This window comes from Amycolatopsis sp. NPDC004772, assembly GCF_053601215.1.
In genome coordinates, this window is record NZ_JBSGBK010000022.1 from 21,134 (window position 1) to 45,349 (window position 24,216).

At 71.6% G+C, this 24,216-nt stretch carries 19 protein-coding genes; 10 read left to right on the plus strand and 9 right to left on the minus strand.

The window, feature by feature from the left end:
• Positions 1 to 2 precede the first annotated feature (2 nt).
• The 3 genes from ACWEF6_RS15925 to ACWEF6_RS15935 form a co-directional block, all read right to left on the minus strand.
• The gene (locus ACWEF6_RS15925; RefSeq protein ID WP_449683596.1) at positions 3 to 740 is read right to left on the minus strand and encodes a cytochrome c oxidase assembly protein; all 738 of its coding nucleotides are present in this window, start codon (positions 738 to 740) and stop codon (positions 3 to 5) included.
• Complete coding sequence (locus ACWEF6_RS15930; protein WP_449683597.1) at positions 737 to 1,171, minus strand: DUF2243 domain-containing protein; 435 nt, start codon at positions 1,169 to 1,171, stop codon at positions 737 to 739. The genes ACWEF6_RS15925 and ACWEF6_RS15930 overlap by 4 nt, the downstream gene beginning before the upstream one ends.
• Before the next feature lie 466 nt (positions 1,172 to 1,637).
• A complete protein-coding gene (locus ACWEF6_RS15935; protein WP_449683598.1) occupies positions 1,638 to 2,117 on the minus strand; it encodes a hypothetical protein in 480 nt (159 codons plus the stop codon).
• A 45-nt stretch (positions 2,118 to 2,162) separates the two neighbouring features.
• Between ACWEF6_RS15935 and ACWEF6_RS15940 the strand changes: the two genes are divergently transcribed.
• Genes ACWEF6_RS15940 through ACWEF6_RS15950 form a run of 3 tightly spaced genes read left to right on the plus strand, consistent with a single transcriptional unit; the run spans position 2,163 to position 3,330 of the window.
• Positions 2,163 to 2,504, plus strand: coding sequence for a hypothetical protein (locus tag ACWEF6_RS15940; RefSeq protein WP_449683599.1), 342 nt, complete (start codon positions 2,163 to 2,165; stop codon positions 2,502 to 2,504).
• A gap of 29 nt (positions 2,505 to 2,533) precedes the next feature.
• Positions 2,534 to 3,136, plus strand: coding sequence for a DUF2231 domain-containing protein (locus tag ACWEF6_RS15945; protein ID WP_449683600.1), 603 nt, complete (start codon positions 2,534 to 2,536; stop codon positions 3,134 to 3,136).
• A gap of 35 nt (positions 3,137 to 3,171) precedes the next feature.
• A complete protein-coding gene (locus tag ACWEF6_RS15950) occupies positions 3,172 to 3,330 on the plus strand; it encodes a hypothetical protein (protein ID WP_449683601.1) in 159 nt (52 codons plus the stop codon).
• On the opposite strand, the gene ACWEF6_RS15955 is transcribed toward ACWEF6_RS15950, so the two are convergent.
• A complete protein-coding gene (locus ACWEF6_RS15955; protein WP_449683602.1) occupies positions 3,285 to 6,680 on the minus strand; it encodes a TM0106 family RecB-like putative nuclease in 3,396 nt (1,131 codons plus the stop codon). The genes ACWEF6_RS15950 and ACWEF6_RS15955 overlap by 46 nt on opposite strands.
• A gap of 164 nt (positions 6,681 to 6,844) precedes the next feature.
• Here ACWEF6_RS15955 and ACWEF6_RS15960 point away from each other — a divergent pair, with 164 nt between their 5' ends.
• From ACWEF6_RS15960 to ACWEF6_RS15985, 6 genes are all read left to right on the plus strand, one after another.
• Entirely contained in the window at positions 6,845 to 9,433 is a 2,589-nt protein-coding gene (locus ACWEF6_RS15960; protein WP_449683603.1) for an alpha-glucuronidase family glycosyl hydrolase, read from the plus strand.
• An 85-nt stretch (positions 9,434 to 9,518) separates the two neighbouring features.
• Complete coding sequence (locus ACWEF6_RS15965; protein ID WP_449683604.1) at positions 9,519 to 10,460, plus strand: acyl-ACP desaturase; 942 nt, start codon at positions 9,519 to 9,521, stop codon at positions 10,458 to 10,460.
• A gap of 26 nt (positions 10,461 to 10,486) precedes the next feature.
• Positions 10,487 to 11,251, plus strand: a complete 765-nt coding sequence (locus ACWEF6_RS15970; protein ID WP_449683605.1) for an IclR family transcriptional regulator — start codon at positions 10,487 to 10,489, stop codon at positions 11,249 to 11,251.
• A 69-nt stretch (positions 11,252 to 11,320) separates the two neighbouring features.
• The gene (locus tag ACWEF6_RS15975) at positions 11,321 to 12,352 is read left to right on the plus strand and encodes a Rieske 2Fe-2S domain-containing protein (protein WP_449683606.1); all 1,032 of its coding nucleotides are present in this window, start codon (positions 11,321 to 11,323) and stop codon (positions 12,350 to 12,352) included.
• Complete coding sequence (locus tag ACWEF6_RS15980) at positions 12,349 to 12,510, plus strand: hypothetical protein (protein ID WP_103338827.1); 162 nt, start codon at positions 12,349 to 12,351, stop codon at positions 12,508 to 12,510. Before ACWEF6_RS15975 ends, ACWEF6_RS15980 begins: the two co-directional genes overlap by 4 nt.
• A complete protein-coding gene (locus ACWEF6_RS15985) occupies positions 12,507 to 13,415 on the plus strand; it encodes a PDR/VanB family oxidoreductase (protein WP_449683607.1) in 909 nt (302 codons plus the stop codon). The genes ACWEF6_RS15980 and ACWEF6_RS15985 overlap by 4 nt, the downstream gene beginning before the upstream one ends.
• A gap of 10 nt (positions 13,416 to 13,425) precedes the next feature.
• Here the strand turns inward: ACWEF6_RS15985 and ACWEF6_RS15990 are convergent, their stop codons facing one another.
• Positions 13,426 to 16,689, minus strand: a complete 3,264-nt coding sequence (locus tag ACWEF6_RS15990) for an NACHT domain-containing protein (protein WP_449683608.1) — start codon at positions 16,687 to 16,689, stop codon at positions 13,426 to 13,428.
• An 87-nt stretch (positions 16,690 to 16,776) separates the two neighbouring features.
• Here ACWEF6_RS15990 and ACWEF6_RS15995 point away from each other — a divergent pair, with 87 nt between their 5' ends.
• Positions 16,777 to 18,231 carry a phospholipase D-like domain-containing protein gene (locus ACWEF6_RS15995; RefSeq protein ID WP_449683609.1) on the plus strand — a complete coding sequence of 485 codons (1,455 nt, stop codon included), beginning with the start codon at positions 16,777 to 16,779 and terminating at the stop codon, positions 18,229 to 18,231.
• A gap of 13 nt (positions 18,232 to 18,244) precedes the next feature.
• Here ACWEF6_RS15995 and ACWEF6_RS16000 read toward each other — a convergent pair whose 3' ends face one another.
• From ACWEF6_RS16000 to ACWEF6_RS16015, 4 genes are all read right to left on the minus strand, one after another.
• Positions 18,245 to 19,819, minus strand: coding sequence for a succinic semialdehyde dehydrogenase (locus ACWEF6_RS16000; RefSeq protein ID WP_449683610.1), 1,575 nt, complete (start codon positions 19,817 to 19,819; stop codon positions 18,245 to 18,247).
• Positions 19,816 to 21,444, minus strand: a complete 1,629-nt coding sequence (locus ACWEF6_RS16005) for a GMC family oxidoreductase (protein ID WP_449683611.1) — start codon at positions 21,442 to 21,444, stop codon at positions 19,816 to 19,818. Before ACWEF6_RS16005 ends, ACWEF6_RS16000 begins: the two co-directional genes overlap by 4 nt.
• A 430-nt stretch (positions 21,445 to 21,874) precedes the next feature.
• Positions 21,875 to 22,117, minus strand: coding sequence for a hypothetical protein (locus ACWEF6_RS16010; RefSeq protein ID WP_449683612.1), 243 nt, complete (start codon positions 22,115 to 22,117; stop codon positions 21,875 to 21,877).
• A 183-nt stretch (positions 22,118 to 22,300) separates the two neighbouring features.
• Positions 22,301 to 23,749, minus strand: a complete 1,449-nt coding sequence (locus ACWEF6_RS16015) for a helix-turn-helix domain-containing protein (protein WP_449683613.1) — start codon at positions 23,747 to 23,749, stop codon at positions 22,301 to 22,303.
• Positions 23,750 to 24,216: the final 467 nt, after the last annotated feature.

Sequence of the window (24,216 nt, forward strand, 5' to 3'; positions counted from 1 at the left end):
TATCAGCCACGGGCGGTGCGCGGCACCCCCGTTCGGCGGCTCCGCGCCTCGGCCCGGCCCCGGGCGGCGTACCACTGCAGCGCGATGATCAGCGCGAGCCCGAGTTCGACGACGTCCCCGCCGTAGTACATGAGCTCGGCGCCGGCCTGCCGGTCCGCGACGGCGAGCATCACGCCCGGCGGCGGGGAGACGTACAGGGTCTTGGCCAGCACGGCGTGCGCGGCGGCGGCGCCGATCAGGGCGCCCGCGCGGACGCCGAGCCCGGCCCGGTCGCGGAACGGGTCGAGCCGGCACACCGCGGTGGTGAACAGCAGGCCGGTCAGGAAGACGTGGAGGTGCAGCCAGGGGCTGTCCCCGAGCGCGGCGAACAGGCCGGTCCGGTAGAGCAGCCAGAGGCTCCCCGCTTCCAGGACGGCCGCGACCGGCGGGAAGACCAGCACGCCGGCCATCGTCAGGACCCGCTTGAGGCGTCGGCGGGCGGCGGCCGGGACCGCGCGCAGCAGCAGGGTGACCGGCCGGGCGAGCACGATCAGGACCGGCGCCACCATGCCGAGCAGGACGTGCTGCAGCATGTGCCCGGTGAACGTGGGCCCGCCGGGCGCGAGCGCGACGGCAGCCCCGGCCCCGAAGACGACGTCCCGGATCGGCGGCCACCGGTCACCGCGCTTGCGAAGCTGCCACGCGCCGGTTTCGTAGGCCGCGAAGGCGAGCAGCGCCGGCAGGTGGTGGAGAACGCTCACGCGTTCGCCCGCGCGCGGCGCAGAAGGACGGCGCCGACGGCGATCAGCAGCACGGCGACGACGTTCCACGTCCAGTCGTAGGGGGTGAGGTCGACGGCGTAGCGGATCTGGTGCAGGCCGAGGAGTTTGTGCTGGACGGTGCCGTCATAGAGCTGGAAGGCGCCGGCCCCGGCGAGGACGCCGCCGGCGAGGGCACGGCCGGAGAGCCGGTCCCCGCGCCGGAGGTCGGCGACGAGGACGAGGCCGAAGACGACGGCGAAGAAGCCGAAGGCGTGGAAGAGGCCGTCGGAGACGAGCCCGGCCTCGCTGGTCGAGCGATCGTAGAAGTGGTGCCAGTGCAGCGACTGGTGGAAGACGGTTTCGTCGACGAAGGCGGCCACGCCGATCCCGGTCAGGATTCCGGCCCACGCGGAGCGTCTGGTTTCCGGCATGGTGGCGGGCTACCCGCCCGGGGCCGGGACACGCGTGCCCGTTCGCCGACGAGACGGGGGCGGGCAACGCCAGGGTTGGCCAGGTAGGCCGGGCCGGGCTCGGCTGGGTAGGCCGAGCCGGGCGGGCTCAGCCGGGCCGGGCGGGCCGTGCCGAGCCGGGCGGGCCGAGCCGAGCGGGCTGGGCCGGGCCGGGCCGGGCCAAGCCGAACCCAGCCGAGCCGGGCTGAGCCGGCCAAGCCAAGCCGGGCGGGCCGAGCGGGCCAAGCCCAGCCCAGCCGAGCCGGGCCGGGCCGGACCAAGCCGGGCCGGGCCGGACCAAGCCGGGCCGGGCCAAGCCGAGCCGGGCCGAGCCGGACCCAGCCGAGCCGGGCCAAACGAAGCCGGGCCGAGCCGGGGCGAGCCGAGCCGGGGCAAACCGAGCCGAGCCGATCCGCGAGTGAGCCACCGCCCGCCCCGGCCTAACCACTCACGCCTGCCGCCGCTCCCCCTCCACGTGCAACGCCGCCTGCTCCGGCCCCGCCGCCGTCGCCCGGCCGGCCTCGACGCCCACCTGGTCCGCTTCCGTGTCCACCGGCGGGCCGTCGCCCTCCACGGCCTCCAGCTGGACCGGCTCCTCCGGCGTCGCCCCCGTGTCCGGGTCCGGGTCCGCCTCCACGTCCGTGCGTGCTCCGGTGCCGGCCGGTGGGACCTCCGTCGCCGGGTCCGGGCGTTCCTCCGCGAGCCGGTCACCCAGGCCGCGGGGGTGGGCCTGCTCCCAGGGCGTCATCCCGTACTTCGTCACGCCCGACCAGTGTTCCGGGGGATCCATCCCCTCTTCCAGGGGGTCGGCGCGGATGCGGTCTTCGTCGAGGTCCTCGGCGCTGTTCAGCGCCGCCGGGTCCGTCTCGACGGCGTCCGGTTCGCCGGTGTCCTGCGGCGGGTCGTAGCTCTGGTCGGGTTCGGTCATGGTCCCCGGCTTCCCGCTGGCGCGACGGCGAAACCCCCGCCGCCGGTGTACGCGCCCGAGGCCGTCGCCGACACCATCGTGTTCGCCTCGACGCACCCGCGTCGCGAGATCCCCCGTCGGCGGCGCGACGGCCGGGTTCTTCCTCGGCCAGCGGCTCACCCCGGGCTGACCGACGCGCTGCTTTCGCTGCGCCGGGTCGGCTCCCGCAGTTTCCGCACCACCTTGCCGGACAACGGAACCGACAACGTCGACTCCAGTGTGGACGAACCGGGGCAGGTCCACGGCAGCCACCCCGGCAAGGTGGTCCGGCGCAGCGCGGTCACCCGGCTGCTCGGCACGCTGGCCCGGCCGGGCGACCTGCTCACCGCGGCGCGCCGCCACGGTTGACCGGCGCGCGGCGGGGTAGCCGCAGCGGTATGGATCCCACGCGCGATGGTCACGCCCGGCCCGCTTGGGCGCACCGAGTCCTGCGGAAGGCCGAAGACGCCGAGGCGCTCGACGGCCCGGCGACCGGACTCCAGCGGCTGCTCAACGGCGAAAGCGGCGTGACGCGCCAGTTGCGCGGCCACGCCCTGGGGCACCCGCTGCACCCGCTGGTGGTGACGGTCCCGATCGGCGCCTGGCTGTGCTCGGCGGTGTTCGACCTGCTCCCGGACGGCCGCGACGCCGCCCGCCGCCTGATCGCGACCGGCCTGCTGACCGTCCCGGCGGCGGTCGTGCTCGGCCTGGCCGACTACACCGGCCTGGACGTGCGGCAACGCCGGGTCGGGCTGATCCACGCGGCCGCCAACGCGACGGCGGCGGCGCTGTTCGGCGCGTCCTACCTGGCCCGCCGACGCGGCCGCGGCGGACGGCTCCTCAGCCTCCTGGGCCTGGCGGCGACGGGCACGGGCGGCGCGCTCGGCGGGCACCTCGCCTACGCCCAGGGTGCCGGGGTGTTCCGCTGGCAGCCCCTCGACGACCTGGCGCCGGCCGAACTCGCGGGCGAGGACCCGGCGAAGCCGCGCAACCCGGCGTGAGGCTTGATCACCGGCAACCCGGGTAACCGCCGGCCATGACCGAATCCGAGAACCGCCCCCTGACCCCCGACGTGCCGGCCCCGCCCGGCACTCCCGAACTGGACCTCGACGTCGAAATCCCCGAATCCGACCGGAAGCAGCCCGGCTCTCAGGACGTCGACGAGGACGCCGGCGAGGTCGAACCGCCCAGCTGACCCGCCGGCCAGGGCCGTGCCGCGGTCATCAGGCCGATCATGCCCGCGACCAGGCGCATCTGGTCCACCGTCCGGATGTCGGCCTCCACGAGCCGCGGCGAACACACCAGGACCGCCAGCGCCTGCGCGCGGGACAACGCCACGTTCAGCCGGTTCCGCGACAGCAGGAAGTCCAGCCCGCGCGGCAGGTCGACCGCCGACGACGACGTCATCGTCGCGATCACCACCGGGGCCTCCTGGCCCTGGAACCGGTCCACCGTGCCCACCCGGACCCCGGGGAACCCGGCGTCCTCCAGCGCCCGGCTCACCGTGCGCGCCTGCAGGTTGTAGGGCGCGACGACCAGGATGTCGTGGTCGCCCAGCGGCCGCGCCGGGCCGTGGTCGGTCCACATGCGACCGTGCACTTCGGACACCAGCCGGACGACTTCGGCGGCTTCCTCCACCGAACGGGTCGTGTTGCCGAGGTGGTCCACTTCGCTCAGGTACAGCCCGGCGGCGACGCCGTCCAGGGCGCGGTCCGCGGCCGACGGGTGGGCGTGCAGCCGCCCGGCGTAGGACAGGTTCGACACCGGTTCGCACACGGCCGGGTGCATGCGGCGGGTCTCGTCGAGGAAGTACCCCAGCGCCGCCGGCATGATGTCGGCCTCGCCGATCAGGTGGCCCAGCGCGGAGGCTTCGGCGCCCGCCGGGTGCGTGCCCTGCACCACCTGGGGCAGCTGCTGCGGGTCGCCCAGCAGCAGGACGTTGCGGGCGCACATCGACACCGCGAGCGCGTCGGCCAGGGCGAACTGGCCGGCCTCGTCGATGATCAGCAGGTCGAAGGGTTCTTCGCGGACCGCCGCGTTGGCGAACGTCCATGCCGTGCCGCCGACCAGGTGCCCGGTGTCGTGCTCCTCGCGCCACTTCACCAGCGCGGGGTTGCTCTTCGGCTGGTCCCAGGGCGCGGCGGGGTCCGGCGTCTTCTTCGCGCGCTTGGCGCACGGCAGCTCCGGCGCGCTCTTCTTGGCCGCGCTCAGCACGTTTTCCACGGCCTTGTGGCTGGTCGAGGTGACCGCGACCGTCCGCCCGGCCCGCACCAGCCGGGCGATCAGCCGACCGGCGAGATAGGTCTTACCGGCCCCTGGCGGCCCCTGGACGGCCAGCGCCGACCCGTCGAGCGCGTCGACCGCCTCGATCACCGTGGCCACCAGGTCCTCGCCCGGCGACGGCAGCGCCGCCCCGCCCCGCAGCCGCGGCGGGGTCCGCCGGAGCAGGTCGACGCCGGGGTGCCGCGGCAGTTCCGGGACCGTGTCGACGACCAGGCGCGCGAGGTCGGCAACGGCCTCGTCCTTGGGTGAGGGCCGCACCGGGCTGCCCGGCAGCACCGCGCTCGGCCGGTCGTTCGTGGTCGCGTCCGGCGGGCAGCTCTCCTCCAGGGTGAGCTCCACGGCCGACGCGGCGACGACCTTGGCGTCGCGGGCGGTGTCGCCGTAGCGCAGCCGCACGTCGTCGCCGGGTGCGAACGGGTGCGGCCGGTCCGGGTCGCAGGCCAGCTGCAACGTCCGCTTCGCGGTGCGCGCCCGCCCGGCCGGAGGCACCCACTCCCCCGCCTCCAGCGCGACCGGCACCGCGCAGGCGGTGTCCACCTCGAGGTCGCCGAGCGGGGCGGCGAGCTGGCGGAAGTACTCCCACCAGGCCGGGTTCGTCTCCCGGCGGTGGTAGCCGACCGACGCCGCCAGCAGCGCGCGGGCCCGTTCGTCGGCGGTGAAGCGGGCCGGGTCGTCCGGCAGCCCGTCGAGCAACGGGTCGACCAGCGCGGCCAGCTGCGCGGCCCGTTCGGCCCGCCGCTCGGCGGCGACGTCCTCCTCGGCCGCCCGCAGCAGCGCGTCTTCGGCGGATTCCTCCGCCGGCTCCGGGACCTCGATGCCCGCGTCGGCGCGGACGCGGTGCAGGAACTCGAACAGCCGCTGCGCGGAAACGCAGTCGTCCTCGGTGTTCTCGCCGATGCGGCGCAGGACCTCGTCGGCGCGTTCCGGCTCGCCGGACTGCGCGAGCGCCAGGTACTCCTCGTACGCCTCGACGTCGGACACGGCGGTCTTCGCGCGGGCGCCGGGCTGGTAGAGCGGCTCGAGGTGGCGGATCGAGTACGACCGCTGCGACACGCGCAGCGCCTTGCGCACGACCGCGTGCAGGTCCACGACCGCGCCGCTGCGCAGCAGGTGGTCGACGGTTTCCTCGCGGGTGCCGTGCACCGCCGCGAGCCGCTTGATCGCGGTGACCTCGTACGGCGCGTAGTGGTAGACGTGCGAGCCCGGGTGCTCGGCGACGCGCGCGGCGGCGAAGTCGACGAATTCCTCGAACGCCCGCCGCTCCTGGGCGCGGCTGTGCGCCCAGAACGGCGTGAACTGCCGGTCGCCGAAAGCGCCGAAGAGGTATTCCAGCCCTTCGCCGGCGAGGGCGTGCGGGTCGCCGGCCAGGTCGACGAAGACGTCGCCCGGCGCCGCGGCGGGCAGGGCGGCCAGCTCCCCGGCGTCGACGATCTCGTAGGCGACCTCGCCGGTGGTGTCCTGCCGGACCTGCAGCGCGGCCTGGGCGCGCAGGGTCGCGAACGCCGTCGCGGACAGGTCCCGCGGCCGGTCGTCCGGGCCGGCGGCGGCGAGCGCGTCGATCGAGCCGAGCCCGGCGGCGACCAGCTTGCGGCGCTGGTCGCCGCGCATCCCGGCGACCAGCGAAAGGTCCCGGTCGGCTTCCCGCGCGGACGTGCAGTGCTGGGCGAACCCGCACCCGGCGCAGGCCGGGCGTTCGTCGGCCCACAGCGGCACCGGCAGCCGCGGCGGCCGGCCCGCCAGCCGGGTCCGCAGCCGGTCGACCAGGGGCCGGAAGTCCTCGACGCGCAGGGTCCGGGTGCCGCCGCCGGTCAGCCGCAGGTGCAGGTGCGGCCCGGCCGGCCAGCCGGCGCGGCGCACCGCGTCGGCGCACGCCGTCAGCCGGACGACCGCGGCGGGTGTCGCCTGCCGGACCGGCTGCGCGTCGTGGACCTCGTAGCGGCCGTCGCCGTCGCGGACCAGGAAGTCGGCCTGCGCCGAGAATGCGCCGTCGGCGAAGACGGCCCGGTGGATCACCGGGACCCCGGACCGCAGCGCCTCCTCCGTCGCCTTCGCGGCGAGCGCGGTGTCCTGGACGTCGATCTCGGCGACCTCGCGTCCGGCGGCGCGGAACGCGGCGAGCATCGCCGGGGCGTGCCCGCGGCGCGGATCCGGTTCGGCGGGCGCGGGCCGCGGCGCGCCCGGCAGGCCCGCGGCCAGCGCCTGGACGAGGATGCTGCGGTGCTCGCAGTCGAGCAGGTCGGCGAGATCGGCTGGGGTGGGCATCGCCGCGAAGTCTGACACGGGCGGTCGGCCGGGCCGGAGCACGGCCTGCCGACACGCCGAAACTTTCGGAAAATCCAGCTATATCGCCAATTCTTGACACCGCGGACCACGCCCGCAATAGTGCGAGAAGCGAACTAAATACTCGTGAACACGATGGGGGCACGGTGTCTTCCAGCGACGAGAACGAGCAGAGCCGGTTGCGCCGGCGTTCCTTCCTGATCGGCAGCGGCGCTGCCGTGGCCACCTCGATGTTCGGTGCCGGTCCGGCGCAAGCGAGTCCGCAGGGCACCTTCCCGGGCGACTACGACGGCTCGGACCTGTGGCTGCGCTACGAGCCGGTCGCCGACCCCGGCCTCCTCGCCCGGTACCAGGTCGCCCTCGGCGCGATCGTCGTCGAGAACGCCGACCGGACGCCGGTCCACCGCCACACGGCGAACCTGAGCATGGCCCCCGGCTCCACCGAGCACCTGGTGCGGAGCACCCTGGCCGCGGCGCGGGACGAACTCGTGCGGGGCCTCGGCGGGCTGCTGGGGCGGCCCGTGCCGGTGCGGGACGGGTTCCCCGACCGCGCGGTGGTCGTCGGCACCCCGGACAGCTCGCCGTGGGTGCGCCGGCTCGTGCCCGCCCGCGACCTGGCGAGGCTCGGCGACGACGGCTACCTCATCCGCTCGCTGTCCCGGGGCGGGCACCGGTCGATCGTCATCGCCGGCAACACCGATCTCGCCGCGCTGTACGGGACTTTCGCCTTCCTCCGGCGTCTCCAGGCGCAGCAGTCCGTCACCGGCCTGGACGTCTCGTCGGTGCCCCGGATCAATCACCGGTACCTGAACTATTGGGAGACCGAGCGCCTCTACGCCGGCAACAACCCGGCGGGCACCGGTGGGCTGAACGGCGAGAACGGGGCGATGTTCGACTTCACCGCCACCGGTGCGTCGGCCGCGCTGAACCTGCCGGTGGTCCTCGACCGGTACCTCGTGGCCGCGCGGGCGATGGCGTCCCTCGGCATCAACGGCATCACGATCAACAACGTCAACGCCAACAGCTTCTACCTCACCCCGGCCGCCATCGAGCAGGAAGCGGCCCTGGCGGACGCGCTGCGCCCGTACGGCATCCGGCTGGCCGTGTCCATCAACTACGCGGCACCGACGGACGCCCGGTTCGCGCCCGACACCCTCACCCGCGAAGAACTCGATCCCTACAGCGCGAAGTTCCGGGACTGGTGGACCCGCCGGGCCCGGCAGCTGCAGGCGGCCATCCCCGACTTCATGGGGTTCACCGTCAAGGCGAACTCCGAAGGCCAGCCGGGTCCCCAAGACCTGGGCTACGACCACGGGGACGGCGCCAACGGGATGGCGGCGGCGGTGGCGCCGCTCGGGATGCGGATCTTCTGGCGGACGTTCGTCTACAACGCCGACGTCGACGCCGACCGGCTGAAGCGCGCCTACCTGGAGTTCGGCCCCATCGACGAGGAGCCCCAGCCCGACGGGACGACCGGCCGGTTCGCCGAGAACGTGTTCCTGCAGACCAAGAACGGCCCGCTCGACTACCAGGCCCGGGAGCCGGCGAACCCGCTCTTCGGCCGGATGGAACACACCAACCAGGCCATCGAACTGCAGATCACCCAGGAGTACACCGGGCAGAACACGATGCTGTGCTACCTCGGCCCGCTGTGGGAAGAGGTGCTGAAGTCCGACACCCACGCCACCGGGGCGGACGGCCGGCTGCTGGCCCGGCGGCTGGTCGGCCACGTCGTGGACGGCACTGCCCAGGGGCATCCGGACAGCGCGATCGTCGGCGTGGCCAACTTCGGCAACGCCGACAACCTGACCGGGCACCACTTCGCGCAGGCGAACCTGTACGCCTTCGGCCGCCTGGCCTGGGACTGGACCCTCGACGCCCGCGGCATCGCCGAAGACTGGGTCCGGCTGACCTGGGGCAACCGCGACTTCGTCGTCCGGACCATCCTGACGATGATGATGGGCTCGAGGGAGGCGCTGGTGAGCTACCAGACCCCGCTCGGCGTCGCGCACCAGTTCCGGTCCAGCGACCACTACGGCCCCAACCCCGCCGAGCGCCTGGCGCGGGACGACTGGAGCCCGGTGTACTACAACAAGGCCGACCACGCCGGGCTCGGCTACGACCGCTCCCCCACCGGCAGCGGCTTCACCGCGCAGTACTTCCCGGTGCTCGCGGCGCGGTACGGCGACATCGACACCGTCCCCGAGAACCTGCTGATGTGGTTCCACCACGTGCCGTGGGACCGGAAGCTGCGCAGCGGCCGTCTCTTCTGGGACGAGCTGGTGTACCGCTACCAGACCGGCGTCCACTACGTGTCGTGGCTGCGCCACGCGTGGGACGCGCTCGAACGGCACGTCGACGCCCGGCGCTTCGCCGAGGTGAAGGCCAAGCTCGCCGCGCACGAAGCCGACGCGGGCAGCTGGCGCGACACGTGCGTGCGCTACTGGCAGGAGTTCAACGGCCTGGCCATCCCCACGGACGGGCCGCTCGCGATCGAGATCGTCGTCGGCGGGCGGACGATCGGCGGGTTCGACGCCGGCGCGCCGTCCAGCAACGTGGCTGTCCCGGCGGGGACGTCACCGAGGATCACGAAGGTCGTGGCGGGTGATCCGGCGGCGCGGTGCGAAGTGCTGTCCCAAGCTCGCAGTGTCCCCGGCGAGGCTGTGGTGCGGGTCACTTCGACGACCTTCTTCGGGCCGATCCTCAAGGACTACGTCTTCGCGTTCACGCACTGACGGGAACCTCCCGGCGGCTACGTCCGTTGTCGTTTCCTACGGCACCGTAGGTTACGGTCGCGTAGGTACGGAAGGACGTTGCCCCATGCCGGTTCCCGAAACCACCCGCCTGCTGCACGAACTGGAAGGCACGGTCGAAGAGAACCTCAACCGGCACCTCGCCGCCGCCCAGGAGTGGATGCCGCACGAGTACGTCCCCTGGAGCCAGGGGCGCGACTTCGCCGACCTCGGCGGGGAGGCCTGGGACCCGGAGCAGTCCCGGATGAGCCCGATCGCGCGGACGGCCCTCGAGGTCAACCTGCTCACCGAGGACAACCTCCCCAGCTACCACCGCGAAATCGAGCGCGCGTTCGGCCGCGACGGCGCCTGGGGCACCTGGGTGCACCGGTGGACGGCCGAGGAGGGCCGGCACGGCATCTGCATCCGCGACTACCTGCTGGTCACCCGCGCCGTCGACCCGGTCGAGCTGGAGCGCCTGCGGATGGAGACCATGCAGGCGGGCTACGACACCGACGACAAGCCACTGCTCAACGTCTGCGCGTACGTCTCGTTCCAGGAGCTCGCGACCCGGCTCTCGCACCGCAACACCGGCCGCTACACCCAGGACCCTCTAGCGGAAAAGCTGCTGTCCCGGGTGTCCACGGACGAGAACCTCCACATGGTCTTCTACCGCAACCTCGTCAAGGCGGCGCTGGAGATCTCGCCGGACGCCATGGTGCGCGCGATCACCGACGAGGTGGTGAACTTCGCGATGCCAGGCGCGGTGATCCCGAGCTTCCAGCGCAAGGCCGCGCTGATGGCCAAGGCCGGCATCTACGACCTGCGCATCCACCACGACGACGTCGTCCAGCCGCTGCTGCGGTATTGGAAGGTCTTCGACCTGACCGGCCTCGGCGCGGTCGGCGAGGCCGCCCGTGAGGAGCTGGCGACGTTCCTCAAGGGGCTCGACACGCAGGCGTCCCGCTTCGAGGAGCGCCGGGACGCCGCGGCGGCGCGCCGGGCCGCGCGGGGCATAGTGGACGTCTGAGCCCCGCGTATCCGCCGGAGGTCGCCGTGCCGCACCGAGGTCGCGTTCCCGGCGCCACCGGGCCGGTGCTCGGCCGCGCGCTGCGGGTCCTGGAGGCGTTCTCCCCGGACCGGCCGGCCCTGCGGCTGAGCGAGGTCGCCCGCCGGGCCGGGCTGCCGGCCGCGACGGCGCACCGGGTGCTGCGCGAGTTCTGCGAGTGGGGCGCGCTGGAGCGCGACGAGGCCGGCGTCTACCGGGTCGGGCTGCGGTTGTGGGAACTGGGCTCGCTCGCGCCGCGCGGGCTGGGCCTGCGGGAACTCGCCCTGCCGTTCCTGGAGGACCTCTCGCAGATCACGCGCGAGAACGTCCAGCTCGCGGTCCGCGAAGGCGCCGAAGTGGTGTACATCGAGCGGATCGCGGGCTCCGGGGCGGTGCCGGTGCTGACCCGCGTCGGCGGCCGGTTCGCCCTGACCGCGACGGGCGTCGGGCTGGTCCTGCTCGCCCACGCGCCGGCCGCCGTGCAGGAGGAGGTGCTGGGCAGCCCGATCGAGCGGTACACGAGCGAGACGGTGACCGACCCGGACCGCCTCCGGCACATGCTGGCCGACGTCCGGACGCACGGGTTCTCGATCAGCGAGCGCCAGGTGACGCTGGACGCGCTCTCGGTCGGCGCGCCGATCCACGACGCGCGGGGGCAGGTGGTCGCGGCGGTGTCGCTCGTGGTCCGGCACGGGAGCGTGGCGCCGCACGCCCTCGCTCCCCTGGTGATGACCAGTGCCCGCGCGATTTCCCGGGCGCTTTCCATCTTATGAAATCGCCCTTCGTGGCAGCCGGGTCGCTCCTCCACGCTGTGACCCGGCCCACCACGAAAGGACGACCTGATGAGCGCCATTCCCCGCGACCAGTGGTACGTCGCCGCCTACGGCTCCGAGATCGGCGCCGAGCTGTTCAGCCGCACCGTCTGCGGTGAGCCGATCCTGTTCTGGCGGACCCGCGACGGGAACGTGACCGCGATGGCCGACCGGTGCGTGCACCGGCGGTTCCCGTTGTCGCAGGCGCCGTCCCGGCTGGTCGACGACCAGGTCGTCTGCGGCTACCACGGCTTCACCTACGGCGTCGACGGCAAGTGCGTGGCCGTCCCCGGGCAGACCCGGGTGCCGCGGACCGCGCGGCTGACGCACTACCCGTTGGTGGAGCAGGATTCCTTCGTCTGGGTGTTCATCGGTGACCCGGCGAAGGCGGACGCGTCGGCGATCCCGCGGGCGCCCTGGCTCGACTCGCCGGACTACACCACCGTCCGCGGGATGGAACCGTTGCGGGCGCGGTATTCGCTGCTGGTGGACAACCTGCTGGACCTGTCCCACGAGACCTACCTGCACGGCGGCTACATCGGCACGCCGGAGGTGGCCGAAACGCCGATCACCACCGAGGTCGACGAGGAAGGCGGGATCGTCTACGTCTCGCGGCACATGGCCGACGCGGCGTGCCCGCCCTTCTACGCCAAGTCGACCGGCCTGGAGGGCCGCATCACGCGCTGGCAGGACATCGAGTACACGCCGCCGTGCCTGTACAAGCTGCACAGCCGCATCGCGCCGGTCGGGTCCGTGCCCAACCCGGACGGCACCGACCCGGACGCCTTCCACGTCGAGGTCGTCTACGCCATCACGCCCGAAACCGAGCACTCGACGCACGACTTCTGGGCTGTGGCGCGGGATTTCGCGCTCGACGACGAAGGTGTTTCGGCGTTCCTGGCGGAGAACAACCGCACCGTGGTGCTGCAGGACGTCGAAGCCCTCGACGTGCTCGAACGAGTGATCGCCACCGAGCCGGACGGTTACCAGGAGTTGTCGATCAACATCGACACCGGCGGTCTCGCGGCCCGCCGCATGCTTCAACGGATGGTCACGTCGTGAACCGGCCGATGCTGGCCGGCGACCGCGTCCACCGGATCCACTGGGTGCTCGGCACCGACCGGCTGCGCGCGGTCTGCCACTGCGGCGCCGAGCGCGAGTTCGAAGACCCCGTGCAGCTGTGGGACTGGCTGCTCGCCCACCCCGAAGGACACTCATGACGCTCGAACTGGTGGTGGACCGCAAGGACGACGTCGCCGACGGCGTGGTCGCCCTCACCCTCCGTTTTCCCGGCGGGGAGCCACTGCCGCTCTGGGAGCCGGGAGCCCACCTCGACCTGGTACTGCCGGGCTTCGTGCGGCAGTACTCGCTGTGCGGCAACCCGGCGGACAGGACGGCGTACGTCGTGGCGGTGCTGCGCGAGCCGGACGGCCGCGGCGGCTCGGCGTACGTGCACGACAAGCTGTCCACCGGCGACCGGGTTTCGGTTTCCGGCCCCCGCAACCACTTCGCCTTGGTGGAGGCTTCGCGATACCTCTTCATCGCGGGTGGCATCGGCATCACCCCGATCCTGCCGATGCTGGACCGCGCGGGCGATGACTGGCAGCTGGTCTACGGCGGCCGGACGCTGTCCTCGATGGCCTTCACGACCGAGCTGGCCGCCCACGGCGACCGGGTGTCGTTCCGCCCCCAGGACGAACACGGCCTCCTGGACCTCCCTTCCCTGCTCACCGATGTCCGTGCGGGCACGGCGGTGTACTGCTGCGGCCCGGAGCCCCTGCTGGCGGCGGTGGAGGCCCTGAAGCCGGCCGACCTGCACGTCGAGCGCTTCACCGCGAGTTCGGACCTCGGTGAGCGGACGGCGTTCGAGGTCGAGCTGGCGAGCTCGGGCCGGGTGCTGCCGGTGCCGGCGGACCGGTCGATCATCGAGGTCGTGGAGGAGGCGGGGGTCATGGTGCTGTCGTCGTGCCGGGAGGGAACGTGCGGAACCTGCGAAACGGGCGTGCTGGGCGGCGAGCCGGACCACCGGGACTCGGTGCTGACGGCGGACGAGCGCCTGGAGAACGAGGTGATGATGCTGTGCGTGTCGCGGGCGTGTTCACCGCGCCTGGTGCTCGACCTCTGACAACGATGCCTCAGATCCACTTCACCTGGATCCTCGGACCCGCGCCGACGATCCGGTGCCGGTCGGCGTAGGCCCGGACGGTCAGCTTGGCATCGCCCAGTCCGGAGAGGTCGATGTCCCGCCGGTCTTCGAAATTCGACAAGATCTCCAACGTGGTCAGCTGGGGCATCTGGGCGATCTGCGCCAGCTGGCCCGGATCGACCGGCGTGGCGATCTGCAGGGTATGCAGGCCGCCGACGGCGGCGAGCGGAGTGAAGTCTTCGACCTGGCAATATCGGATGGACAGGAATTCCAAGGCAGAGAAGCGAGCTATTTCGCCGACTTCGTCGATCGGACGGACGTACAGTAATCCCAGACCAGCGATCCCGGGAGCTTCTGTGGCCAGTTGGCGCAAGCCACCCCGGACGCCCAGCCGGGCTCCGTCGGGAGTACGGCCCAGCTCCAACCGTCCGAGAACAGGCAGGTTGCCGAGGAAGCCGAAATCGGCCCCGTCCGGATAGCAATAGAGACTCAACTGGGTCAAGCCCCGCAGATCGCCGAGTGGGGAGAGATCCTCGACCTCCTCACCGATTTCCATGCCCAACGAGACCAGACTCGTCATGGATCGGAAGACCTCGAGATTCGGCAGAGACCCGGCTTGGGAATACAAGTACAAGTGCCGGAGGCCGGGGATACCACGAAGGACCCGGTGATCGACACCGCTACGAGGCGCCAGCAACAACAATTCCAACTCCGGGCACCGTGTCAGCGGAACAAGATCTTCGAAGTCGCCGGTAAGGCGGACCGTGCGCAAGCACGGAAGCCGCACCAACGCTTGCAGATCCGTGATGTCGCGAAGGTCGATGCTCAGGTCGCTCAGGTGGCGCAGCCTGGGGACCGCAGGCAAGAGTGCCTGATCCTCGATCGACAAATGCCCATCCAGCAAGGGTGCATCGGCGAGGACCCGCGCGGCGTACTCGTCCGGATCGAAGTACCGCCAAGCCGCGATCAGTTCCTTCTGCACCCCCGGCCGCGGATCGCGGCTGAACCTCTCCAGCACCGGCCACGCTTCCGGGCCGTTGATCAACGCCGCCGTCCGCACCGTCGCCGCCGCCGCGGCCTCCGAAAGGTCGGCGGGCGTATCAAGAAGCCTTGGCAGCAGGACTTCGCCGCCGGCGGCAAGGGACCGGGCTTCGGACTTCCCCCGCGGCGGAATCAGCGCGGCCAGCGCCAGCTCCATGCGTTCGGCGAGCTCCACCGTCAAGGCAGGCGCCGACTCGGTCGCCGCAGCAGCGAGGAGGCGGAGCTTCCGGCGCGTTCTCGGCTCCGCATCGGCCCGGTCGAACAGCCCCTTGAACAGCTGCTCACGCAACGGTGCGTTGGCCAGGCCCGCGGCCATCACGACGATGTCCCGCCACTGGTCCAGGTGCGCGTTCTGCACCAGCAACCCGACGTCCCCCTGGTCCGCGGCCTCCTCCGCGGTCAGGAACTCCTGGAACGTGCGGTGCACGAAGTCGATCCGGCCCGGCGTCGGCTCACGGACGATCCCGCTTCGCTGCACGAGGTGTTCGAGCACCTGCTCGGCGTCGTGCTCGTCCCGCGGCATGGTCGCGAGCCGTTCGACGAGGCGCCTGATGGCCTCGTCCCGGCCCAGCTCCGACCGGCCGTTCACCGACAGCCGCCAAGCCAGGTGCCGGAGCAGCTGACGGCTTTCCCGGTCATCGATCTTCAGCGAAGCGGGGATGCGCCGCTCGACGTCGCGGCGTTCCAGCAGCATGGCGAGCGCGGTGACGTAGAGCTCGAGCCGGTTGCGCGGGAGGAACGACGCACGGTCGAGGTTCAGAGCGCACAACATGGCGCACAGCAGTGGTGTCGTCGCGAGGGCCCTCAGGTGGGCGTTGCCGTCCAGGCGGCTGAGCAGGACACCTTCGTACCGGGGAAGGTCCTCTTCGGCACACGGCATGCTCCCCGCATCGCGCACCGCCTTGTGCCAGTGACGGACGAGAGCGCGGACGTCGGCCTGGCTCATGTGCTCGATCCAGGCGGAGCTGAACCCGTCCGCACTCAGCCACGTCTCGGTGGCCGCGGCCGGCCGGGACGTGAGGACGAGCCTGGTCGCGGGAAACGCCTGGCACAGATCCTTCAGCCACCCTCTCACCGCGCCTCGCTCGTCGGCGGTGAGTTCGTCGACGCCGTCGACGAGCACGAGCGCGCGCCCCGAGGCCAGCTGACGGTGGGCCCAGGCCGACGGCATCAACGCGGTCAGCGCTTGCGCCGTCCCGTCGAGGTACTCCTCCGGTGAAGGCAGCCTCCGGCCGGAGTAGCTGCGCAGCTTGATCAGGAACGGGACGTACCCGTTCAGGCCGGCCAGCTCGTCGCGGAACGTCCCCCGTGCGGCGTTGACCGCGAGCCAGCGCAGCAGCGTCGACTTGCCCGAGCCGGCTTCACCGCGGATCAGGATGCGGTCGGCCTTCGCCAGTGCTCGCTCGGCACGGACGGACCCGTCCTGGCTGCGCATCGCATCGCCCCGCCACGAGAGCATCTCGTGGGCGGGCCCGCGGGAATCCGCGCCGGTGCCGCGGACGGTCAGGCTCACGTAGGCGACGCTCAACGTGGTCCGCGGACGGTAGCTGCGGGTATCCACCCCGAACAGCTCGAGGTCGTCCAGCGTCTCACTGATCTGGCGCAGGTACCGGGACCGGAACGCCGCGTCCGAGGCGGTGCCGTCGGGCGCCATCAAGGATGGCGCCGGCAGCCGGTTGAGGACGCGTTCGAGCTGTTCGGCCAGGCCCGACACCCGGCCGAGCAGCTCGGCCCCGGCCCTGGCCGCGAACGGCGTCAGGTGCACGACGAGACGGACGTAGTAGCCGCAGCACTCGTCGAGGACCCGGCGGTGGAACCACGTCGCGGCCTCGCTGAGACCGGCGCGTTCAGCCGCGTCCGGCAGACTGGCGCGAAGGCGGCGGGCGAGCTTGGCCGGATCGACGTCGACCTCGAACAAGTCGGCGTCGGCCAGATCCGCTCGCTCGAAGGCCGCCGCGACTTCCGCCAGCGCCGCCGACCGCTCCCCGTCGTCGAGGTCCGGGACCTCCTGCCGGGACACCAGCAAGAGCCGCTCGGACACCACGTCGACCAGTGCTTCGATCTCCCGGTCGAAGCGACGGCGGGAAAAGCCGCCGCCCATGCGTGCCTGCACCAGCTCCGCCAGTGAGCTTTCCCGCTCACGCTCCCCCTTCCTGCTGGTGAGCCACGACTTCACGGCGGAGCTCACGACCGCCGTGCCCACCTTCAGCACCAAAGGCTCCATGAAAGTCGAGTCGCGAGCGCATCACTCACCGTTACTGCACGGCGAGCCGGGCCGATCTGTAGTGACATAGGACGGGTGAGAACTTTTCACTCTTTCGTGGACAAGGTGGACGAGCGGCTCGGCGACGGGCTCGAGAGCGTCCTGTGCGCCCACCACCGGCGGCGCCTGCGAGGGCTCGGCTGGGGCGACGTGCTCGCGGGCGGCTCGGACGACCCCCTCGGCGGCCGGGCCCCGGTGCGCGACGGAAACCGCGTCGAGGTGCTCATCGACGGGGAAGAATCGCTGCCCGCCGTCGCCGAGGCCATCCGGAGCGCGAAATCGCACGTGCACCTCGCCAATTGGCACGCCAGCGCCGACTTCCGGCTGACGCGGGAGCCCGGCTCGCCCACCCTGCGGGAACTGCTCGCCGAGGCCGCCGGGCGGGGTGTCCGGGTTCGCGTCCTGCTGTGGGCGGGGCCGCCCTTTCCCGCCTTCCAGCCGTCGCGGAAGCTGGCTCGCTCCGAGCAGCGGAAGTTCACCGAGGGCACCGACGTCCGCTGTGTCCTCGACGCCCGCGAGCGGACCCTGCACTGCCACCACGAGAAGCTGGTGATCGTCGACGACGTCGTCGCCTTCGTCGGCGGGGTCGACCTCACCGCGCTGGAAGGCGATCGGCACGACAGCCCGGACCACCCGCCGCGGCCGATCGGGTGGCACGACCTGATGGCGCGGCTCGACGGCCCGGTGGTCGCCGACGTCGCCGAGCACTTCCGGCGGCGGTGGGTCGAGGTCGCCGGCGAGGACCTGCCGGCGCCCGCGGTGCCGGGGCCGGCGGGCAGCAGCCGCGTCCAGCTGCTGCGGACCGTCCCGAACGACACCTACGACTTCCTGCCGAAGGGCGAGTTCACCGTCCTCGACGGCTACCTGCGCGCGCTGCGGTCGGCGCACCGGCTCGTCTACCTGGAGAACCAGTTCCTGTGGTCGCCGGAGATCACCGAGGTGCTGCTCGACAAGCTCCGCCACCCGCCGCACGAGGACTTCCGGGTGGTCCTGCTGCTGCCGCGCAAGCCGAGCAACGGCTCGGACACCACCCGCGGCCAGCTGGGCCGGCTGCTCGACGCCGACGACGGCCACCGCCGCCTGCTCGCCACGACCATCAGCGCCCACGACGGCGACGAGTCGGCGCCGGTGTACGTCCACGCCAAGCTCGGCATCGTGGACGACTCGTGGCTGACGGTCGGGTCCGCCAACCTCAACGAGCACTCGCTGTTCAACGACACCGAGGTCAACATCGCCACCGACGACCCCGAGGTGGTCCGCACGACGAGGTTGCGGCTGTGGGCCGAACACCTCGGGCGGCCGGTCTCGGAGCTCGAAGGGAGAAATCCCGCGGACGTCGTCGACAACCTCTGGCGGCCGCTGGCCGAGGAGCAGGCCGAGCGGGAACGCCGCGGCGAGCGCCGGACCCACCGGCTCGTCCTGCTGCCCGGCGCCTCGCGCCGCGCGGCCCGGCTGCAGGGACCGTTGCGAGGGCTGCTGGTCGACGGCTGAGCGGCCTCGAGCGCTACCTGATCCGCAGTTTCCGCATCAGCTTCAGGCCGGAAAGCATGCTCTCGACGTACTTTTCGTACCCCTGCCCCGGCCGGGGCCCCATGACCTGCTTCTTCAGCACGGCCAGGTTCTGCACGTCCGTGTACTTCAGCAGCCCCTGGTCCCCGTGGCGGGCCCCGACGCCGGAGTTCTTCACCCCGCCGGACGGCGTCCCCTTGGCCGCGTAAGCCGTCGCGAGGACGTCGTTCACGTTCACGTTGCCGGACTCGATCCGGGCCGCCACCGCGCGTGCCGCCGCGACGTCGGTGCTCCACACGGACGCGTTCAGCCCGTAGTCCGTGTCGTTGGCCAGCGCCACCGCTTCGTCGACCGTGCGGTACTTGTGCAGCGCCACCACCGGGCCGAACGTCTCCGTGACACCGCAGACCATGTCCGGGGTGACGCCCTCGAGGATCGTCGGCTCGAAGAAGGCGGGGCCGAGGTCGGGGCGCGGCTTGCCGCCGCACAGCACGGTGGCGCCCTTGGCGACCGCATCGTCCACATGGGACTTGACGCGGCGCATGTGGTCGGGCGAGACCAGCGAGCCCATGTCCGGGCCGAAGTCGTAGGCCGCGCGGACGTCGAGGGCCGAGGCCGCCGCGACGAACGCCGTCTTGAACTCGTCGTAGCGGGACTCCGGCAGGTAGATCCGCTCGATGTGCATGCAAATCTGGCCGGTGTTGCCGAACGCGCCGAAGATCGCGCCCTGCACGGCTTCGGCGATGTCGGCGTCCGGGAGGACGAGCATCGGGTTCTTGCCGCCGAGCTCCAGGCAGCAGCCGATCAGGTTGCGGCCCGCCCGTTCGCCGATCACCCGGCCGGTGGCCGTCGAACCGGTGAACATGACGTAGTCGGCGTGGTCGATCAGCGTGGGGCCGACGTCAGGTCCCTCGCCGCAGACCACCTGAAACAGCCCTTCCGGCAGGCCCGCTTCCTCCAGCAGCCGGACGCCGTAGAGCGGCGAAAGCGCCGTCTTGTTGTCCGGTTTCAACACGACCGCGTTGCCCGCCATCAGCGCCGGCACGGCGTCGGAAACGCCGGTGGCGAACGGGAAGTTCCACGGCGCGATGATGCCGACGACCCCCTTGGGCAGCCGGACTTCGGTCGACGTCGTCAGCAGCGGCACCGGCCCGCCGCGCTTGGTCGGCGCCAGCAGCCGGGCCGCCCGCTTCAGGTAGTGGCTCATCACCATCGGCGGGTCGCAGGTCTCCTCGATCGCCATCCGCCGGTTCTTGCCGCTCTCGACCTGGATCATGTCGGCGACGGTCCGCGCCCGCTCGACGAACAGCGCGTGCGCCCGCCGGAACACCGCCAGCCGGTCCTTGACCGGTGTGGCCGCCCACTTCCGCTGGGCCTCGCGCGCGACGGTGAACGCCTGCTCGATGTCTTCCGGCGTCGACTGCGGCAGCTCGACGAGCACGTCGCCGGTGTAAACCTCGGTGAGCTTCCAGGTCGCGCCGGCCGAGCCGGGCACCCGGGCCACGAGCTGGGCCAGGAACGCTTCGGTGATCGAAGCGGGACGGGTGAGTCCGAGCGGCGTGAGCGTCATGACCGGCTCCCGAGCACGAGCTGGGCGCCCATTTCCCCGATCATGATGCAGGGCGCGTTGGTGTTGCCGCCGGTGATCGACGGCATGATCGAGGCGTCGCAGACCCGCAGGCCCTCGACGCCGCGCACGCGCAGGTCGGGACCGACGACGGCGAGCTCGTCGACGCCCATCCGGCAGGTGCCGACGCCGTGGTAGACCGACGTGGCGCGGTTGAGGATCGCGTCGCGCAGTTCCTGGCCCTTGAGGTTCTTGCCGGGGTGGATCTCCTCCTTGACCGCGCCCTTGAACGCCTTGGACGCGAAGATCTCGCGCACCATTTCCGAGCCTTCGCCGAGCAGTTCGAGGTCGGCCGGGTCGGACAGGTACTGGAAGTCGATGAGCGGCGCCGCGGCGGGGTCGGCCGAGGCGAGCCGCAGTGTGCCGCGGCTCTTCGGGTAGATGAGCGTGGTCAGCACGGTGAGCGCGGGGCGCTTGTCGACGTCGTGCCGGATCGGCGCGTCCTGGTTGGGCGACACGTACGCCCACGGCAGCAGGTGCAGCTGCAGGTCCGGGACGGCGCCGGCCTGCGAGGTGCGGAGGAAGGCGACCGCCTCGAAGACCGAGTTCGCCAGGAACGTCGTGCCGGGGCGGAGCAGCTCCCGGGCCAGCCCGCGGGCGAAGTACGGTGCCGTGCCCTTGTTCTTGCTGGTCGAGACGTGGAACGTCAGGGCGTGGAACATGTGGTCGTGCATGTTGTCGCCGACGGGCAGGTCGGCGACGACGTCGATGCCCTGTTCCCGGAGGTGTTCGGCGTGGCCGATGCCGGACAGCATGAGCAGCTGCGCGGACCCGATGACGCCGGCGGAGAGGATGACCTCTTGGCCGGCCCGGACGGTGCGCCGGCGGCCGCGGTCGAGGACCTCGACGCCGACGGCGCGGCCGTTCTCGATCAGCACCTTCTCGACCAGCACCCGGTCCTGCAGTTGCAGCGTCGGGGGCGCGAGGTGGTGGAGGTAGCCGCGCGAGGCGCTGTAGCGCAGGCCGTCGGCGGCGTTCTGCTGCATCCGGCTGACGCCCTCTTGGGACTCGGCGTTGTAGTCGTCGAGGATCTTGCAGCCGAGCGCGTCGGCGGTGGCGTCGACGAACTGCAGCGAGCCCTCTTGGGGGTTCTTCGCGCGGGTGACCCGGATCGGGCCGCCGGCGCCGCGGAAGGCGTTTTCGCCGTCTTCGAAGTCCTCCATGCGCTTGTAGGCGGCGTTGACGCTGTCGGCGTCCCAGCCCTCGTTGCCCTCGGCGGCCCAGGAGTCGAAGTTGGCGCGGTTGCCGCGGACGTAGACCATGCCGTTGATGGAGCTGGAGCCGCCGACGACCCGCCCGCGCGGCACCGGCATCCGCCGATCGAGAACGTGTTTCTGCGGGACCCCGTAGAAGCCCCAGTCGAGCGGTTTCTTGAGCTGCGGCACGGCGTGCATCGGTCCGACGAGCCCGGGTTTCTTGACGAGCAGCTGCTCGTCGCTCTTCCCGGCTTCGAGGACGATCACGCTGGCCCCGGCCTGCGCCAGCCGCCCCGCGATCGCCGCACCCGAGCTCCCCGACCCGACGACGACGTAGTCGGCCTCGTCGCCGCGCGCCGCCCTTTTCGCCATGTCCGCTCCTCGCTACGACCGGCCACTAGAACTGTAACGTGTTCTAGTTCAAGCCAACCGTATAGCGCCGACCCCGGGAAGCGCAACGGCCCGGGCCGTCAGCCCCAGGTCAGCTCCCCCGCGGCGGTCGTCAGATCACGTCAGACGGCAGGGTGCCCCCCGTCAGATCTCGTCAGATTTCGAGGGTTTGAGCCAGCGGGCATCGGATTCTGCGTCGCGAACACAGCTAATACGAGACGTGCGACGGCGAGAGCCGCGCGCGCCCGACTTGTCTGCTGATCCGGATGAGCGCGGGAACCATCGGCCTTCCGTTGCAGCGGAGGGCCGATTTCCTTTTCCGGTCCCGCTCGCCGGCTACCGGACGACGGTGCGACGGAGGCACTCGTGGTGGAACGCAACGCAGTCCACCACGAGCGCGAATCCGGCGTGGTTACCTCAGGCGCCGGCGCCGGGCCGTTCCGACGACGTACCGGTTGACGGCCAGAGCGGTTTTCACCGCCGCGATCTCACCGGCCCAGACCAGCGTCACCGGCGTGCCGGTGACGCTGGAGACGACCATGCCGGTGACGACCAACAGCGTCGCCGTGCCGGCCAGCCCGACGATGCCGTGTTCCCGCAGCCACCACCACCAGTGCATGCAGGCGCGCCGAAAAGCGCGTAAACCGAGGGTCATGCGCCCGTTCCCTTTCCGCTCTGTGATCCGGATGAGCCGATACCGCAGGGCTGGGGTGCACTGCCACGGCGAGCTTGCAGACTCAGGACGGCGCACGGCAGCCTTGCGGCTCCCATCTTGACTGATCGAGAACCTTTTCGGGAAGGGTCAGAAGGGTGCCAGAGCACCGCAGCGATCTTCGCTTCAGGCCCTCGCGGCCAGCTCTCGCAGCGTGGCGATCTTCTCGATGACCAGTTTCCGGTAGCCGGTGGAGATGATTCCGCGATCTCGCAGGACCGCGAGGATGCGCGCAACGGACCTGCGACTGGCCCCGACCGCGCGAGCGATGTCGTCCTGGGCGAGGGGAACCGGAATCGTCGCGCTGTCGGCAGCTTCGTCGAACGCCGGATCCAAGGCGGCCAGCCTCAGCAGGTGCGCCGCGACCCGGCTGGATACGTCGAGCCGTTGCGCGTCGACCCACTGGTCGCTGAGGGCCTGATATTGGTTGACCAGCTGCTGGGCCGCGAAGATGCCGAGATCGGGAGTAGCGCGCAGGAGCGCCGTGAACGAGGTCACCGGAATCTGCCGGCAGACGACCGTGGACAGGGCGGTCGCCGTGCGGGCGTACCCGGCCGCGCCGAGCGCGGCCTCCAGGCCCACCAGCTCCCGGGCGCCCGTGAAGCTGGTGTCCGTTTCGTGTCCCTGCCACGACACCGTCGACGACCGCACCCAGCCGGAAACGACCAGCCACACCGAGCCGCCCGACGTCCCCTCGGTGTACAGCTTTCCCCCCGCGGGGAATTGCCTCTGGACACCGCGTTCGAGCAAGGCGGAGAGAACCCTCTGCCGTCGAGGTTCGGGTAGCAGTGCCATGCGCGTGTACTCGGCTTCCGCCGTCTCGGCATCGAGCAGCTGCCGCCGCCAGGCATCCGGGTTGGCGCCGCAGGCTTCGGCGATGACCAACATTTCCGTCATCGGCGGCAGTGCGCTCCCTTCGACGACCGTCCGCACCGTCACCCGATCCAGCCTGGTGCGCTCGACCAGCTCGTCGATGCTCAGGCCCGAGCTGTTGACGAGGCCTCGGAACGCGGACACGAACGCGTGCGGCCGCCCCGGGCTCTTCGGGTCGATCAGCGCAAGCCGTGGACCAGCGGGGGACTCGAGTTCGTCCGGGGAAGACGGCTCGTAGGCCAGCCCCATGTAGCCGCGGGGAATGTCCAGCCTGTCGGCCACGTGTGACAAGACGTCGTAGGACGCGACCGCGCGGCCTTTGAGGATCTCCGAGACCTCGGACAGGGCCTGTCCGGTCCTGGCGGCGATCTCGCGCTGGGAATGACCGTGCCGGCGAAGGTACCGGTAGACGGCGCTGATGTCCCGGGCGCGCAACGCGGACCTGATCTCCGGGTCGTCCCAGAGCTGAGGAGCGATCGGCGTCGTGGGCGAAACCGACGCAGGGGCGTTGGAGACACCCGAACTGAACACCAGCCGGGGAGCGACCGAATTTCCAGCTGTCGATGCTTCGCTCGGCGCGCCGGGAGCGGACGACGTCAAGGGCTCGGCGGGACGACGCAGCAACGCTCGCGCGTCGACGTCACGGCAGGCATTCCACAACGCGCGAAAGAGGTCGGTGTCGCCGTCCAACGCGCCGACCACCGCCTGAAGGGAACGCCACCGCGGGGTCCGGCCGAGGACACCGCACCGGAGGACACGGTGCACAGTGTCGTGGCTGATCGACGGAGATGTCCGCTCGGCGATCACCCGCGTTCCCGGCTCACCCGCCTCGCGGTGCAACCGCTGGAGCTCGTTCGCCAACGCCTTGAGCTGCGCCGACGCCGGGCCGGGCGACGTCTCGGTCGGCGTGTTGTCCATCGCCTCCCCCGGAGGGCGGTTGTCAGATTGCGTCAGGTCCCCAGGTTACACCGGATGTCAGATCTCGTCAGATTTCAGCGATTTGAGCCAGCGGGCATCGGATTCTCCGCCACGAACACGGCTAATACGAGACGTGCGACGGCGAGAGCCGCGCGCGCCCGACTTGTCTGCTGATCCGGATGAGCGCGGGAACCATCGGCCTTCCGTTGCAGCGGAGGGCCGTTTCCCGTTTCACGGACCCTGTGGCAGGG